Source organism: Fulvivirga sp. M361 (assembly GCF_007097395.1).
GTDB lineage: Bacteria > Bacteroidota > Bacteroidia > Cytophagales > Cyclobacteriaceae > Fulvivirga.
In genome coordinates this window covers 81,233-96,526 of sequence record NZ_VKDC01000001.1, presented here as the reverse complement: position 1 = coordinate 96,526, position 15,294 = coordinate 81,233, and the positions used below count along the sequence as shown (strand labels likewise).

Below are 15,294 nucleotides of genomic sequence, written 5' to 3'. Positions count from 1 at the left end.
ATCGGATATATTTGATTTACATTTACGAATATAATTACCAATGAAAGGTACACATCTGGGTGAATTTGAAGAAATGGTACTGCTGATAGTGGGCATATTAAAAGGTGAGGCTTACGGCATTTCTATCTTAAAAGAAATCGAGGAACATACTGGACGGACGGTTACAGTGAGTACTATTCATACAGCACTTTACCGCCTGGAGGACAAAGGTTTTGTGGACTCGTTTGTGGGTGGTGCCAGTAATGAGAGAGGAGGACGGAGCAAGCGACTTTACAAAATTACGGCAGAAGGGCAAACAGCCCTGGAAAGTGCCCGAAGTATCCGTAACAGGTTGTGGGATATGATGCCCGATACCAGTCAATGAGTAAGCTAAATCCGCCAAAGTGGATCGACCGCTTACTGGAATGGATTCTGAAAGACCGGTTTGCCGACGAGATACTGGGTGACCTGCACGAATGGTATACCTGGAAGCAGGATACACTCCCCAAACGAAAGCTGGTAGCGGGTTACTTTAGAGGCATGACACTAGCTATCAAGCCTTATAAGATCAAGAAAGTAGATGAACTCTTTATTTCATTAATAGACATCATGATGATCAGTAACAACATTAAAATCAGTATCCGGTCACTCCTGCAACACCGCCTGTTTACCTCCATCAACGTTCTGGGGCTTACCATTAGCCTGGTCTCTTTTCTGTTTATATACGCCTACATACGCTATGAATTGAGCTACGATAACTTTCATACTAATTCAGACCAGGTATACCGGGTGTTAAAACTTTATCCTGAATCAGGGGTTTTATCCGGAAAAACTCCTTCCCCTTTGGCCGAAGCTTTTTTAACTGAATTTGAAGGCAGGATAGAGTTTGCCAGATTGGGATGGGACCCCGTTTTTATAGAGGAAAAAGGGGAGAGGTACTATGAGCCAGCGTTTTATTGGGGAGATTCAAGTTTATTCGATGTATTCAGCCTGCCTTTCCTGCATGGAGATCCTGAACATGCCCTGACAGAAAAAAATACAGTGGTACTTACACAGGCAGTAGCTGAAAAATACTTTGGCAAAGGCGTAAATCCGGTGGGGCAGTTACTGAAAACTAAGATCTACGATGGAAATGCTGAGTTATTAATGCGAGTAGATGGCGTGCTGAAAGCATTGCCTTCTAACACAGACCTGCCTTTCAAGTTAATAGGTTCTATTACCACGACGTTTGATCTATACCAGGGCTTTGCTAAGAATTGGGACTTTTACTGGCTGGAGACGTATGCCTTTATTCCTAACAAAAACGATCTCTATTACATGCAGGAACGCATACCTGAATTTGTTGAATGGGCTATTGGCCCCGAATATGTCGATAAGTATTCATTCTTCTTTCAACCCTTTGATGAAATACATTTATATTCCGGCGAAGTGGAGGGAGTGACCGTAACAGGTAACGTCAAGTATATCATCACCTTTTCCATTATTGGGATTTTCATTATTGTCATTGCTACGATCAACTACCTGAATCTCATGGGAGCCCGAATGAACAAACGAAGAAAAGAAGCGGGTATGCGTAAAGTGATGGGAGCAAGCAGAGCCCAGTTGTTTGGTCAGTATATAACAGAATCTAACCTTACCCTGCTCATTAGCTTTGCACTGGGTATGTTCCTGGCCATTATGCTATGGCCTGTTTTTACACGGTTTTTAGGGAAAGAAATACCTCTGGATATACTTTTTAACTGGGATTCCCTACTGTTTTTTTTACTTGTGATCTTCCTGAGCGGTACCCTGGCGGGTTTGTATCCTACCTGGTTACTGACATCCGTTTCATCTGCCGGGGCGATCAATAAGCAAGATAATTTCTTGAGGAAGAACAGACTTCAAAAAGTACTGGTAGCCTTTCAATTCGCTATTTCCATTTTCTTAATTGTTACCTCACTCATTATTTTCCGGCAGATACATTTTATGTCTGAAAAAGATCTGGGGTTTAATAAAGACCAGCTGGTGAGTATTAAGGTGGAAGATCGTGCATTGCAGGAAAAGATCCTGACGATCAAAGCTGAAATGGGTAAGCTTTCAGGTGTTGAGGCCATTACCGTGTCCGGAGAAGCGCTGCCGAGCAGTATGAATAACGGAGGGCCGTTCTCCTGGGATGAGGCATCATCAAAAGAAAATCGTTTTGTAAATATCGTATCGGTGGATAAGGATTTTTTTGAGACACTGGAGATACCCATTATTTATGGCACCAACTTCGTTGGAGATATACCCCTGGGGCCGGGAAGCCCTCTTATTATCAACAGGGCTGCTATGAACCTGATGGGGACAGATGACCCCATTAACCGGGAAGTACAGTTAAACAAGGAATTTAAACACCCCATCATAGGAGTGGTAGAAGATTATCATTACAAATCTTTGCTGTCGAAAGTACTTCCTACCGTATTTACTATCACCGGGCCTGGTTCACGGGTTAGCCAGGATAACATTATACTGCGTTTGAACTCGGACAATGTATATGCCAGCCTGGATGCCCTGGAAAAGATATGGAAAAAATTCTCTCTTAATGAACTCTTTAGCTTTCATTTTGTAGATGAATCCTACCAGGCCGTTTACGATAATGAAAGACGTTTTCTTAAACTTTTTACGTTTTTCACCTCACTGAGTATCGTCATATCATGTTTGGGACTTTATGGTATGGTGCTGTTTACTACGGAGGAAAAAAGCAAAGAGATCAGTATCCGTAAGGCGCTCGGTTCTTCCGTTATGCAGATCGTCTCCCTGCTCTCCCGGCGTTTTATACTACTCATCCTCTCAGGCTTTCTTGTGGGCATTCCCGCAGCCATATATTTCTCCAACGAATGGCTACAGCAATTTTCCTATCGCATCCGGGTAGACCCTTTTACAGTGGTGGTTTCATGTGCTGTAATATTGGTGAGTACCTCACTCATACTCGTAGCAAATACTATGAAAGCAGCCCTGGCTAACCCGGTGCAACATTTGAGGAATGAATAACATGATATTTGAATCATATCGAACTTTCCGGGAAGAGGAGAAGTGCTTTCACTAAAAACGGATCCGTATCCACGGCGTTCCTGTGTCACATCGTATTTCTGCTACGTACAATTTATTATCTTCACAAGAAAATAAAACGGCTGGAAGGCCTGGCTTATTTGAGTGTTTATTGACCGATAAGTTGTGTATTGCTGGTCCCTACTGATCAGATTAAAATGATTGAAAAGAGTTTCATACTCGTACTAAGCTGTCTGGGTATAGCCCAGGCTGTTTTTTTGTGCTTTTACCTTTTCACATTGAAAGAAGGTAATCGGCTCGCTAATCGGTTTCTGGGCCTGGTGCTGCTGGGCCTTACCGTCAGGATTGGGAAGTCCATCGTTTATAACTACATTTTTCTGGAGCCCTGGATCCGTAATCTGGGGTTGTCGGGTGTCCTGATCACGGGTCCTTTTCTCTGGCTATATGGCAAAGCGCTTTTTAAGCAACTGAAGTCATTTGATCGTCCTTACTATTTGCATTTAATACCCTGGATATTTTTTGTGTTATTGAGCGGAGTAATACCAAACCGCGGTGACTTTCTTTCTTACCTCTTTTTCTCAATGATATTTATTCATTTTGGAATTTATATCGGTATGTCCTGGGGTTACCTTGTAAAAATCTCACAAGAGGCGGCCCCAAAGCTCTTGCAGTGGTATCGTGTTGTTGTGACGGGTGTAAGCGTGATATGGCTGCTTTATATGGGGATATTTGTCAGGGTTATCCCATTCTATATTTTGGGCGCGATATCCTTTTCCTTTTTGGTCTATTTGTTTTCATACCTGCTGTTAAAACGGCACGTTTTTACACTTGAAAAATATACGCGCTCCAACCTGGACCGGAGTACTTCAAAAAAACTTTTGCAGCGTGTCAAAGGCTTGTTTGAAAAAGAAGAAACTTACCTTGATAGTAACATATCATTAAAGGATGTGGCAGAAAAACTTTCCGTTCCTTCCAGAGATATTTCACAAGCCATTAATGAACATGAGCAAAAGAATTTTTCTGAGTTTGTGAACCATTACCGCATAGAGAAGGCCAAAACCCTTCTGGCCGCTCCGGATTACCGGCAAGAAAAGATAGCTACGGTGGCCTTCGATTGTGGTTTTGGAAACGTCACTTCGTTTAACTTGACTTTTAAGGCTGCAACCCGCATGACACCTTCTGAATATCGTTATCGATTTTTCACGGTCTGATGAAGTACTGAATACACTTTTTTGTTTTAAAGATCATGTTCTTTAAAAGCTTTTAGTCTAATCTTTTGGATGTTGCGGTCATAAATAAAATCAGAAAGATGTATCGACCGATCCTGTTTACACTAATGACCCTGGTATGCTGTGGAAGAATAGAACGACCAAAGGAAGTACTCCCAAAAGCGCTTCCCGTAAAAGAAGTAGTATTTAACGGGCTTAAACATCCCTGGAGTATTGCCTTTTTATCAGAAGAAGAAGCCCTGGTGACTGAAAAAGACGGTGACCTGGTAAAGGTAAATTTGTCAACCAAAGCAAAACAGGTAATTCAGGGGTTCCCGACAGACCTTACAGATAGTATCCGGATCAAGCGGCATGGTGATAATTCGGGCATTTTTGAAGTGGTAATTCATCCTGACTTTGATACTAACGCTTACATCTACCTGTCATACGCAGCAAAACGGTCAGGGGAAGGCACCACTACGAAAGTGGTCCGGGCCAGGTTGGATGGCACATCACTACATGATGTTATCACCATACTGGAGGCAGGCCCATTCACTCGCGAATACTATCACTACGGAGGAGGCATGGTATTCGGTGCCGATGGCAAGCTATACATTACGGTGGGGGAACGTCTCTTTTGGGAGAAAGATGAACCTGAAATACCCATTGCACAAGATGTGAAAGATAAGCGAGGGAAGATCTATCGTTTCAACTCAGATGGAAGGGTCCCGAAAGACAATCCTGATTTTGGAGAAGGGGCCGTACCCGGTCTTTACGCATTAGGGATACGAGCCGCACAGGGTATTGCTATGCAGCCGGTATATGGGAATCTATGGTTTAGTGAACATGGAACCATTCGGGGAGACGAAATAAATTTGTTAAAACCTGGCGCCAATTACGGTTGGCCGTTAACCACCAGTGGTGAGCTTCGAAGCAAAGATTACGTACCTCCTAAGCTCGAAGTAGATCTAACACCACCTACCTGGTATTGGCCCCATACTGTTGCACCTACAGGGCTCACCTTTTACACGGGGGACGAGTTTCCGGAATGGAAAAATGACCTGTTGGTACCTGGTTTGAGCCGAGGTAGCTTTTGGCGGTTCAGAATAGAAAAAGATGTCATCAAAAGTGCTGAAGAACTGTTTTTAGATAGCCGGGTCCGCTCTAGGAAAATAGCCCAAAGCCCGGAAGGAAAGTTGTACATGCTTACGGATGAGCCTAATGGGAAAATAGTCAGGATCAAGAATGCAGCCGTGAGTTATCCTGAGACGTTTTAGGGCCATGCCTGTTAAAGAATAGCGTCCACTTCAGACCATAATACATTGAATTTTACTGATTAATTATTTACTAGTATGACTAAACTATTGAAAGTCCTGTTTATCACCTGTCTGACTACTGTCGTATTTGCGCAGGAAAAGAAAAACCCAGCGGATAACTACATCATTAAAAGACTCATTATTTGTAACGATAATAAAGAGATCTTAATGGCGAAATACGGAGGAAAATGGAGTGTTCCTCCTTTACGGTTTAACAAATCAGAGACCTATAATGAATCTTTGGATGCATTGGCAAGTAATATGGGCGTCAGGATATCCAGCCCTAAGTTAGCTGGTGTTTTCTCATTCAAATACAGTTACACTACCCCGGCAGCGTTGAGAATGTTTTACCTGGCGAAATACACCGGGGGAAAAATCAGACCATTGGAGGGATGGGAGGAGGTAAAATGGATGTCTGAGACGGAGGTGATCGCTTTGAAAAATGAAAGTGTTTATAGCTTGATGGCTTCGAAAATAATTGAAGATACTTCCACCCTTTGGGGAGGAGCGTTTTATCTCTACAAAGAAGAAGATACTGTCCTTTACAAAATTCTGGAGGATTTTTATCCTTTGAGGTAAATCGGACGGCTAACCCAGTGTTAAGTTAAGTGTAAGGCGATGATTAAGTAGCTAAAATTCATTGCCAAACGGATTTTTGCCTTATTTACCAGCATCCAGTCACCAGCGTCCAGCATCTAGGCAATGCACAGCCCTTTTTCAACAAACCTGGTGACCAAAATTGACAGTTAGGGGGTTAAGCTCAATTTGAATTACCAGAACAAATGAAAGCTTAACCCACAAAACTATCAGGAGCAATTATCCTTGTAAGAGTAAGAGTCTCCCAAACATATTATAAAGCCAAAATAGAGATCAACGAACCGTATTTGGTGATCCGCCCACCGGTGTATTTTCAAACATTTTCATGATACCATCAATCGTTTTTTTCAGGTAGTCAGGATCATTTTTTATTTTTTGAAGTATAGGTGACGTTTCAGTCTCAATACCCTGGGCCTTCAATCGTTGCTCTACTTGTTGAAATATTTCCAGTACCTGTTCTTTGGTGATTTCTTGTGGGGCAACATAACTTTTGGTAAAAGCAGGAGGTGTTTCCATTTTCTGAACAGCCTCCTTCTCTTCAGGGATAGTCCTTGATTCCATTTCCTGCTTTACCGCCTGGCTTTCTAACGCCTCTTTGTAACCTGGTACGAGGGTCATCAATACGTTGCGTTCGTGATCTGTTTCTTTTTTTAGCCTGACAATCTCTTGTTCCAATGCCGTTATTTTCTTTTGCTGTATTCCAACGATGGGTATCAGTTGATTGGTTTCGACGCCAATAACCGTATTGATAAGATTGACACCATCATGATCACTGCCGGCCCATGACCGGCCAACGATTTTGTCCAGTACCTCCAGCGTGAGTTCTTCGGGCGCAACGGCCTTTCCAAAACCACTGCCGCTGGCATATGAAACAATGTAATCTCCTTTTTGTACTTTCCCCATCACCCAGACCTGGACCTGCCCCATAAAACCTACCATTTCACATTGGTCTTTATCTATGCCTGCCGGGGGCATATTACCGAGTACAATGGGTTTTTTTGAGACTACCATGACCTGCTCTGCCCCTTCGGTCACCTTGGTTATCTTTCCACCAAATACCCCTACAACCTGCCCCGCTTCTATCCGCTCCTCCGGATCCAGGCGTGGTAGCCATTCCGCATAATCTCCTGAGGAGGATTCGTAGGTGACCCCGAGGTTCGAACGGGCAAAAAATTCGTAAGCGGTTATTTCAGCAGTCAGAGCTAATGCATTGGCAGCCTCTATAGCCGCGTTTCCCGGATCAATTGCAGCAGCGCCTACAGCAATGCCTGTGTTTGCCACTTGAAGTAAGGTTCTTGCACCAAAAAGAGCCTTATCATAAATATATTCAGGTTCACGAATTAGATCGCTGCTGGTCTGTCCCTCTATTCGTCCCTGCATATCCTGTTCATCCCAGAAAGAAATGAAGTTGTTTTCAGCGTCTCGTGAGCCGTTCACCCGGATGGCTATGCCTTGGTTGCTGCCCTCTACCTGCAGGGGATAGGCGTTATACTGGTCTTGTCCTCCTCCTACCTCTGCTGAAATAGTGACCTGACCGTTGATGAATCCCGGAGCATTTACTTCCAACACGTCATTAATAGTGACCTCACCGTTCATGAATCCCGGGGCGTTCACTTCCAGTACATCATTGATGAATACCTCTCCGTTCATGAATGACGAAGCATTTACCTCCAGGGTGTCATTAATAGTCGTTTCACCATGCAAAATGGACGGTGCATTGACGGTCAGCACATTGTTCAGTGTAGTACTATCCTCTACCATCAGTGTGCCGGTAGCGGTAATATTCCGGTGAAAGGCATAAGGGACAAAATATAATTCCTGTTCGCTGAATTCTATGAATTCGCCCGGTGTTTCGCCCAGGCTGATCTCAACCTCCAGGCTTTTGGCCGTGCCATCCCAGCTGATCTCCCTGAATATATCTGGACTTTGGGCCGTGAGTACGCCGCTGCCAATGGCGAGGTAGATCATGCCATACTTGTCGGTCTCAGTAGCATGATCTTCCTGGTAGTCTATTTCACCAGATTCATTGAGAATGGTAAATCGTACCGTTAACGGGTGATTGGGCAGTACATTTCCCTGGATGTCAATACCCGGGATTTCCTGTGCATTTTCATCTATGACAACGGCCTGATAGGTGATCCCATGGGTCTGACCAAATACATGACCTGCGCTAAAAGTGATAAGTAAAAGACTAAGTATTTTTTTCATAATGAGCGAAAATGGCTTGTTTAACGAAATCCGGTATAGCAGTAGTCACAACCCCCGAGGCTGATGATCATTCCTAAACCCACCTGGTGTGTGATGATCCGAAGCTCTTCGCCGTCCCCGTTATCTTTACCGATGGCCCCGACACTCAAACCTCCCATGTACTGAAGAAACAGGGCCAGGTCTTTAGACACACAATAGGTACTGCCCAGGCCACCCCGTAAAAAAATGAAAGGCCTGTCAAATTGTTCCTCCTTTACAAGGTCATACCTCTGACCATTAATGGTTTGATTACCCTGGAACAAGAATTCGGAAGACCCCATTACTCTGAGATAAGTGGTGAGACCTCGCCTGCGCTCCGTCAGGTTTTGGCTTCTTATGAACTCAAAGTCAAAACCCAGGTTTACCGATGCATAGTTTACGTCCCATTGATACGTATTTCGGTAGGTAGTGTCACTGCCCGAAGCGCTGTATTGATTGTTATAGATGCCAAAAAGCCCATGTAAGGAGGGGATGTTCCTGGAGAGTTGTATTCTAAGCCCTGCTCCCATAACAGTATTCGATCCGGGTCTGAAATTTTCCGGCCCTTCTCCCTCTGAATTTTTATAATCGAAGATAGAGAGTGATTTTCCTGCTTCCAGAAAGATCTGTTGAGCACTTGCCATGCTACAGAAAAAGGTGAATAAGATCCAAAGTATTCGATGCATAGGTTACTCTTTTATCAAAAGTGAGTGGAATGTTTTTGATCCGGACTGCACATTAAGGACGTATATTCCGATATCAAGAAAGGATAAAGCCAACTGAAGCGTTGATGTAGAACCAAAAGAATCTGCGTAAACTGTCTTTCCCATAGTATCATATATCGAAACCTCAAGGTCCTTATTGCCGCCCTCTATTGAGATGGATACGTCCGTTGAAAATGGGTTAGGATAAACGGAACAGGTCAGTTTGGAGTCCAAGTCTTCTGAGTGGATGATATTGGGTTGAAGGAACCCTTGCCGTAAAGAAAAACGATGAGAACGGGACAATCCGATGACACCGGTTTGTCCGATACTTTGATAACCTGATAGAGCATGATTGGCCTTTATAGGAGCGCCTGCTGCGCCCAACATTACGCGTGAGGTATATTCCTGTGCCGAAAGCGTGGTAGCCAGGCTTAGCAGAAATAGTGTTAAGATCTTTTTAAAATACATTTTAAATTAAGGGGTATAGATATATTAAAATTTCACTTACTTCAATCGGAAAGTTTGTTCAGTTATCAATTGACTGCTAACGACTTTGAAATTGAAATAAGCGTTTTATTTCAAGCTGGAAAGTAAGAAAATTCCAAAGTGCCGGGATGAAATAGCAATGGACAATTCAGTGGACAATTGAATAAATCACGATCTTATCCACTTGAGAGTGAAGTATTTTCATGATTGAAATGGGAATTGCAAGTAAATTTTTCAGCTAGCACCTGTCAATTGCTCATTTTATGTAACAACGATAGTAATGCATTATAAAAGTCGAAGACGTCTATCCGCATCTGATTAGTCAGGCTTTCTTCTTCTTTCTCAGGTAAAAATCCATTGATCGGTCTGAAAGTGTTGAACGAATGATCGTACATTTGACTTATTGAAAAAAGAACCCATCATGGACAACAGATCTAAGCTTTTTGAGTGCGTGAAAAAGATGGAAGAAGACGTCGGGATGAAAAAATGGGACCAGTTAGCGGTGTATTTTACCGACGATTTTAAGTATAAAGTTGCCAATAAACCAGTGGCACATGGTGTTGAGGGTTTAAAGCAATATATGCTATGGCAAAACGCTCTGGTGCTATGGAAAGGTCATGAAATTCATCTGGTGGCAGAGCAGGACCACGTCCTGGTGGTAGAAGTGACCTCCTTTTTTCAAAGGTTGGCCGATGAGAAAGTTATTTCCATTCCATGCACGGATATATACCGGTTTAGAGGAAAGAAAATTTATGATTGGCGTGTGTATGCTGATATTTCATGGTTTGACCAAACCGTTATTACCTGAGAGTACTTAAGCTATCAACAGGATGATGCGATGAATGTCAAATTTGATATTAACTATTGAAATCAGGTTATGAACCATGAAAGTAGCAATCAGTGTTTTATTTGTTGGAACACCCTTTCTTGTTTCTTGGGGCCTAACCAGTGGTTGTCTTTTAAGTATTCAGTGACATCACTTTTAAGATGATTAGAAGTGGCTAAAGAAGTCAGATTTTATCACCTGTGGGAAACCAAAAAGATCCTTACGACTATTGTGGTTCCTATCTGTATCATTATTTTTCTTGGAGTATATTTCTTCTATCCTGACTTATATGATTACCATAGATTATCCAGATACGATGCTTATACAAGTGGTCTAATTGATAAAGGTTGAAAAGAAGACCCAGATCAAACAAACCAGGCTGGGAAGCAGAGTAACCGTTGATCATTATGAAATAAAGTACGTCTATGAAGTAGATAGCTTGTTTTTCGAGCAGGCTGATGTTTTACTCGCTACAGAAGTAAATCGCTACAAACTTAGGAAAGTCATGAATTCCAAAGATAGCGTCCTATCGGTCAGATACTCTTCTGAAGACCCGACTAGAAGTTCCATTGACTTAAGGGCAAAAAAATGAGCTTGGATACAGTTTCCAAAAGAGTTTTTCCTTGTTTAAACGGACCCTACTACGAAGGCCTCATTGTCTATATCCCTTAATTACAAGTATTTAAGGATATCGTTAATCCAGCCGGAGTGCTTGAATCGTTTTGAATGCATTTGAATCGTTCTGCGCCTGTGGGTTCATAGATCGTGTTATCCATAATAGATACACTCTCATGTGAGTTATACAGCCTGATGCCGCTACTTTCATTAGGCCGGACAGTATTACCGGATAAGGTCACCCTGGTGAGGTTGCCCATTTCAATACCACCTGTTACATCATTGTTTTTGAAGATTAGACCGTTGGCATTGGAAAAGCTGGCTTTTCTTGTACCCTTAAATGTATTGTCATCCAATAGCATGCTATAATCTTCCTGACCCTCCTTATTATTAATCTGAACAAAATACACATGAAAACTACCTGAAGTAACCTCATTTCCTTTTACTTCTATGTTATCATTGTAGGTATTGGTAGCCATTATTCCGTTACCCGAAACGTCAATTTTGTTATTATAAAAACGCGAATTGAAAGCTTTGCTGATTTGCAGGCCACCTCCACAGTCTTTGATTGTATTGTCATGTACAAATGCATCATATGAGCTCGTGGCAATGCCCAGGCTATAACCTTCTATCGTGTTACCGGCAATCTCGTTGTTAAATACAGTCGGCCCGCTACCCGCGGCAAATATCGCCCAACTCTCTTCCGCCTTGCCTGATGCTTTGAATCGATTATTGATGATTTTAGCGCCGGAAACCAGGGAGTATACGGCGCGACTCCCTATGTCATTATCTTCTACTGTAATATCTTGTCCAATGGTCAGAGTAACAAACCCCCCTCTACTATTGGTTTCTGTATTTCCCTTGATAAGCACATCAAAAACTTTTTGGTACTCTTTAAGATCTCCTTCTGCGTCTCTTGTTCTGACGGGTTCGATATTGATGGCATAGCCCACTTCGCCCCCATCCGAGTTTGCCGAAGGCTGCCCGGTATTGATAAAAGTATTTCCTTCTATTAGAATATCACGACCATCGGTGAGCGCTATGGCCATTCTCCGTGAATCTTTAATCATACAATTTTTTATGGTGACCCTGGTAGTAGGGTTGTAGTCCGGGTTAAAAGAAAAACCGAACGAGGCGATGGAAAATGTTCCTTTCGAACCATTTTCAAACGTCATGCTTTCTATGGTAATGTTTCGTCCTGAGTGGATCAGGAAAAGATGACTACCTTCCAGTCCATTGTCATCGGGAGAATAAACTCGCTCATCTCTGTCACCATGCAGAGTACCTCCTGTTACGGTTATGTTAGCGGCATCTCTCACGGCAAGTATGCCGCCTCCTTCTCTTTCATGAGTATCGGCCGGAAATATCCTTAAGTGTGTATTTTCGGTCATGACGAGGTTAAAATCAGAAGGGATGTTCACCGCCTCCAATGAAGGATAGAAATTGAGGTTACTTGTGCTGGTAACCCTGGTTACTTCAAAATAGGCATCGAATTTATCAATGGTAAAAGTGGTGGCACCTAACTTCTTTGTCATGAACATCACTTTCTCTAAAGTAGCAGTATTTTGAAAAGCAATATCTGAAGTGGTAATTCCTTCCTTTACATCCCATCTTATAGCATAGAATTTGAAAGTAGGATCTTTCAGTGTTACATCACCCTCGACTTCCAGTTTAGAACTTAAAAGCCTTCCGTCAATGGTACCTCCAGAGAATACCAGTTTGCCGTTGATTACGTCGCCTCCTTCAAACTCAAAATTTACGTTGTCAGGTAGGTTGACGGTCTCTTGCTGAAGGTCCAGGACACAATCAATGATGACACTGGAATTCGCATTAATTTGAGATAAGTCAAAATCACATGGTGTGGTAATGATATTTTCAGGTTGGTCCTGATTAATTGTTTCCGTAATTGACGGATCGTCATCTTCACCACAGGAAATAGTAAGCCATACTATTGAGACAAGCAGAAAGTGGAGAGGTTGCTTCATATTGGCATAGGAGAAGTGTTACTTTTAGACATAAAGTTTACTGAATTAGATACCGGGATAGTAGTAAACGTAACCAAATGGGACTGACAAGAATATTACCGGACCAGGTCGCGTTTGGTTAAAATAAATTTGAATTGGATAACCCCTGGCAAATTTGACTGACCTTGGAATGAAAAGTGTAATTCATTTGAATGAAATAAGATGTACCAGTGTTATGGCTGTATTTTTCAACCATTATTGACCGTGAACATAACAATTCACCGATAATAAGGCCGTAGTAGGTAAAATTTTATATCACACTCAAATTGCCCACTGCTTGTTGCTTATTGCTAACCCACCGAACAATGGTTTTCTACAAAAACTGTCACCCAGCACCCAGTCCCTAGCATCCAGCATACACTATGCTCCAAGCCCTTCGCACTCAGCCCATCCCCGTAAGTCTCAAAATGAATTTTCATGTAAACCTAGCCTATTATTGCATCGGTTGTAGTTACACATCCTAAATCATCTTTCACACTCATTTTATACGTACCTGCGGGAAGATTTGTGAAGGTAGCTTCAATTTGAAAACCTTTTTCATCTATGGCATACGTATAAGGTTCTTTGCCCCCTGAGGCCGAAACGGTGATGTTGGAAGCATCCACAACAGCATTTATGGCCAGGCTATTGATAATGGTAACACTCAGAATGCCCGAGCAGCTATTCATATCTTTCACGCTGACCGTATAGGATTTAGCAGGCAGGTCCTCAAAAACAGCTTCAGACTGAAAATTTCGGGTATCTATCGAATAGGTATAAGGGGCCTCTCCACCGGATTCGTTGCTGATGACCAGGTTGTTGCATTCTACGACCGCCGTGTTGAACTTGATGCGGGTATCGGCACATTCAAAATCCGCATTCTCACTATCGTCTCCACAGGAGGTAAGAAAAGGTACCGCAAAAAAGACTGTCAAGAGCGGCACCAGTAGCTTCATAATGTAAGATATGTGCATATTATACAACATGATTTTAATCTTTTACACCATTTTTAACGGTAAGAACTCTGGTCATTATAGTCCTAATTTAAGTAGTTTTTGTGGATGATATATTAGCAATACCTGATTTGACGGTAATAAACATATGAAAGTAAAGTGGACGCTATGTGTGGCGAAGCATTGTTTCTGATCATATGAGTTTGTAATCGTGTATATTGGAGTTAAGAAATAAAAATTACGCTATGATATCATTTGGCAGAACGATTGCCCTTCTGGTAAGCCTGTTTTTTGCGCTCAGCTGTACAGATAAAAAAGACCTGTTCATTGATTACTCCAATCCGGAAATTGCCTATTCCGGAAGAATTGACACCTCCTGGGTTCAAGGTGCCGGGTTGCATTGGTCAGGGACAAGTATAAAGATCAATTTTGAAGGGGAATCCATTGCTGCTTTACTACAGGATGATAAAGGGGATAACTATTACAATATTATCGTAGATGATGATAGTCTGTTCATCTTAAGACCTGACACAGTTAAGAGGTATTATTTATTGACCCAATCATTACCTGAAGGGAAGCATACGGTTGAGATCTTCAAGCGTACAGAATGGGAAAGAGGCAAAACAGTGTTTTATGGTTTTCGGATCACGGGAAATGCAAAATTACTTCCGGGCCCCATGGACAAAAAAAGAAAAATTGAATTCTATGGAAATTCAATTACCGCAGGTTATGCTGTGGAGGATCTTTCAGGCAAAGATTCTCCTGATAGCACTTTTACCAATAACTATCGTAGCTATTCCGCTATTACGGCCAGGCATTTCGACGCTGAATATCAATGTATATGTAAAAGCGGTATCGGGATCATGATAAGTTGGGCTCCGCTGATCATGCCTGAAATGTATGATCGTTTGGTGCCTTCTGATACGGCCAGTAAATGGGATTTTTCCCTTTATACACCTGATATTGTCGTTATCAATTTATTTCAGAATGACTCCTGGTTGGTCAACATGCCGGAACGGGCTGAGTTCAAGGCGAATTTCGGAGATACTGCCCCTGATGATGACGATATAATAAATGCCTATCAAAAATTTGTGGCTATTATTAGAGGACACTATCCGGATACACATATTATATGTGCGCTGGGGAATATGGATGCAACCAGAGTAGGGTCAAAATGGACAGACTATATTGAGCAAGCGGTGGATAATTTAAATGATAGTAAGATTTACACTCATTTTATGCCTTTCAAAAATACTCCCGGCCATCCTTCTATAAAAGAACAACAAGATATGGCTGACGGTCTGGTCCAATTCATAGAAGAAAATATAAATTGGTGATCAATAATAAAGGGTAC

The 15,294-nt window shown here is 42.2% G+C and carries 13 protein-coding genes; 8 read left to right on the top strand and 5 right to left on the bottom strand.

Annotated elements, in window-relative coordinates; genetic code table 11:
• Positions 1–40: 40 nt before the first annotated feature.
• From FNH22_RS00430 to FNH22_RS00410, 5 genes are all read left to right on the top strand, one after another.
• Complete coding sequence (locus FNH22_RS00430; RefSeq protein ID WP_143396314.1) at positions 41–364, top strand: PadR family transcriptional regulator; 324 nt, start codon at positions 41–43, stop codon at positions 362–364.
• Complete coding sequence (locus FNH22_RS00425) at positions 361–2,988, top strand: FtsX-like permease family protein (RefSeq protein WP_143396313.1); 2,628 nt, start codon at positions 361–363, stop codon at positions 2,986–2,988. Before FNH22_RS00430 ends, FNH22_RS00425 begins: the two co-directional genes overlap by 4 nt.
• 215 nt (positions 2,989–3,203) lie before the next feature.
• Positions 3,204–4,217 carry an AraC family transcriptional regulator gene (locus FNH22_RS00420; RefSeq protein ID WP_143396312.1) on the top strand — a complete coding sequence of 338 codons (1,014 nt, stop codon included), beginning with the start codon at positions 3,204–3,206 and terminating at the stop codon, positions 4,215–4,217.
• Positions 4,218–4,315: 98 nt separating this feature from the next.
• The gene (locus FNH22_RS00415; protein ID WP_143396311.1) at positions 4,316–5,491 is read left to right on the top strand and encodes a PQQ-dependent sugar dehydrogenase; all 1,176 of its coding nucleotides are present in this window, start codon (positions 4,316–4,318) and stop codon (positions 5,489–5,491) included.
• Between the two features lie 75 nt (positions 5,492–5,566).
• The gene (locus FNH22_RS00410) at positions 5,567–6,109 is read left to right on the top strand and encodes an NUDIX hydrolase (RefSeq protein ID WP_143396310.1); all 543 of its coding nucleotides are present in this window, start codon (positions 5,567–5,569) and stop codon (positions 6,107–6,109) included.
• Between the two features lie 291 nt (positions 6,110–6,400).
• On the opposite strand, the gene FNH22_RS00405 is transcribed toward FNH22_RS00410, so the two are convergent.
• The 3 genes from FNH22_RS00405 to FNH22_RS00395 are packed head-to-tail and all read right to left on the bottom strand — an operon-like array spanning position 6,401 to position 9,525.
• Positions 6,401–8,335: a hypothetical protein gene (locus FNH22_RS00405; protein ID WP_143396309.1), complete on the bottom strand. Its 1,935-nt coding sequence runs from the start codon at positions 8,333–8,335 to the stop codon at positions 6,401–6,403.
• 20 nt (positions 8,336–8,355) lie between these two features.
• The gene (locus FNH22_RS00400; RefSeq protein WP_143396308.1) at positions 8,356–9,039 is read right to left on the bottom strand and encodes a hypothetical protein; all 684 of its coding nucleotides are present in this window, start codon (positions 9,037–9,039) and stop codon (positions 8,356–8,358) included.
• Between the two features lie 3 nt (positions 9,040–9,042).
• Positions 9,043–9,525: a T9SS type A sorting domain-containing protein gene (locus FNH22_RS00395; protein ID WP_143396307.1), complete on the bottom strand. Its 483-nt coding sequence runs from the start codon at positions 9,523–9,525 to the stop codon at positions 9,043–9,045.
• Positions 9,526–9,964: 439 nt separating this feature from the next.
• Between FNH22_RS00395 and FNH22_RS00390 the strand changes: the two genes are divergently transcribed.
• Together FNH22_RS00390 and FNH22_RS00385 are read left to right on the top strand one after the other, a co-directional pair.
• Complete coding sequence (locus tag FNH22_RS00390; RefSeq protein WP_143396306.1) at positions 9,965–10,351, top strand: nuclear transport factor 2 family protein; 387 nt, start codon at positions 9,965–9,967, stop codon at positions 10,349–10,351.
• Between the two features lie 355 nt (positions 10,352–10,706).
• Positions 10,707–10,961, top strand: coding sequence for a hypothetical protein (locus FNH22_RS00385; RefSeq protein WP_143396305.1), 255 nt, complete (start codon positions 10,707–10,709; stop codon positions 10,959–10,961).
• 76 nt (positions 10,962–11,037) lie between these two features.
• On the opposite strand, the gene FNH22_RS00380 is transcribed toward FNH22_RS00385, so the two are convergent.
• Both FNH22_RS00380 and FNH22_RS00375 read right to left on the bottom strand, forming a co-directional pair.
• Positions 11,038–12,969 carry a right-handed parallel beta-helix repeat-containing protein gene (locus FNH22_RS00380; RefSeq protein ID WP_143396304.1) on the bottom strand — a complete coding sequence of 644 codons (1,932 nt, stop codon included), beginning with the start codon at positions 12,967–12,969 and terminating at the stop codon, positions 11,038–11,040.
• Between the two features lie 464 nt (positions 12,970–13,433).
• Positions 13,434–13,973, bottom strand: a complete 540-nt coding sequence (locus FNH22_RS00375; RefSeq protein WP_143396303.1) for a hypothetical protein — start codon at positions 13,971–13,973, stop codon at positions 13,434–13,436.
• Between the two features lie 212 nt (positions 13,974–14,185).
• Here FNH22_RS00375 and FNH22_RS00370 point away from each other — a divergent pair, with 212 nt between their 5' ends.
• Entirely contained in the window at positions 14,186–15,277 is a 1,092-nt protein-coding gene (locus tag FNH22_RS00370) for an SGNH/GDSL hydrolase family protein (protein WP_143396302.1), read from the top strand.
• Positions 15,278–15,294: the final 17 nt, after the last annotated feature.

Excerpts from the sequence above, each read along its gene's own strand:
- FNH22_RS00430 (WP_143396314.1), top strand. The coding sequence starts at position 41 with ATGAAAGGTACACATCTGGGTGAATTTGAAGAAATGGTACTGCTGATA.
- FNH22_RS00425 (WP_143396313.1), top strand. The coding sequence starts at position 361 with ATGAGTAAGCTAAATCCGCCAAAGTGGATCGACCGCTTACTGGAATGG.
- FNH22_RS00420 (WP_143396312.1), top strand. The coding sequence starts at position 3,204 with ATGATTGAAAAGAGTTTCATACTCGTACTAAGCTGTCTGGGTATAGCC.
- FNH22_RS00415 (WP_143396311.1), top strand. The coding sequence starts at position 4,316 with ATGTATCGACCGATCCTGTTTACACTAATGACCCTGGTATGCTGTGGA.
- FNH22_RS00410 (WP_143396310.1), top strand. The coding sequence starts at position 5,567 with ATGACTAAACTATTGAAAGTCCTGTTTATCACCTGTCTGACTACTGTC.
- FNH22_RS00405 (WP_143396309.1), bottom strand. The coding sequence starts at position 8,335 with ATGAAAAAAATACTTAGTCTTTTACTTATCACTTTTAGCGCAGGTCAT.
- FNH22_RS00400 (WP_143396308.1), bottom strand. The coding sequence starts at position 9,039 with ATGCATCGAATACTTTGGATCTTATTCACCTTTTTCTGTAGCATGGCA.
- FNH22_RS00395 (WP_143396307.1), bottom strand. The coding sequence starts at position 9,525 with ATGTATTTTAAAAAGATCTTAACACTATTTCTGCTAAGCCTGGCTACC.
- FNH22_RS00390 (WP_143396306.1), top strand. The coding sequence starts at position 9,965 with ATGGACAACAGATCTAAGCTTTTTGAGTGCGTGAAAAAGATGGAAGAA.
- FNH22_RS00380 (WP_143396304.1), bottom strand. The coding sequence starts at position 12,969 with ATGAAGCAACCTCTCCACTTTCTGCTTGTCTCAATAGTATGGCTTACT.
- FNH22_RS00375 (WP_143396303.1), bottom strand. The coding sequence starts at position 13,973 with ATGTTGTATAATATGCACATATCTTACATTATGAAGCTACTGGTGCCG.
- FNH22_RS00370 (WP_143396302.1), top strand. The coding sequence starts at position 14,186 with ATGATATCATTTGGCAGAACGATTGCCCTTCTGGTAAGCCTGTTTTTT.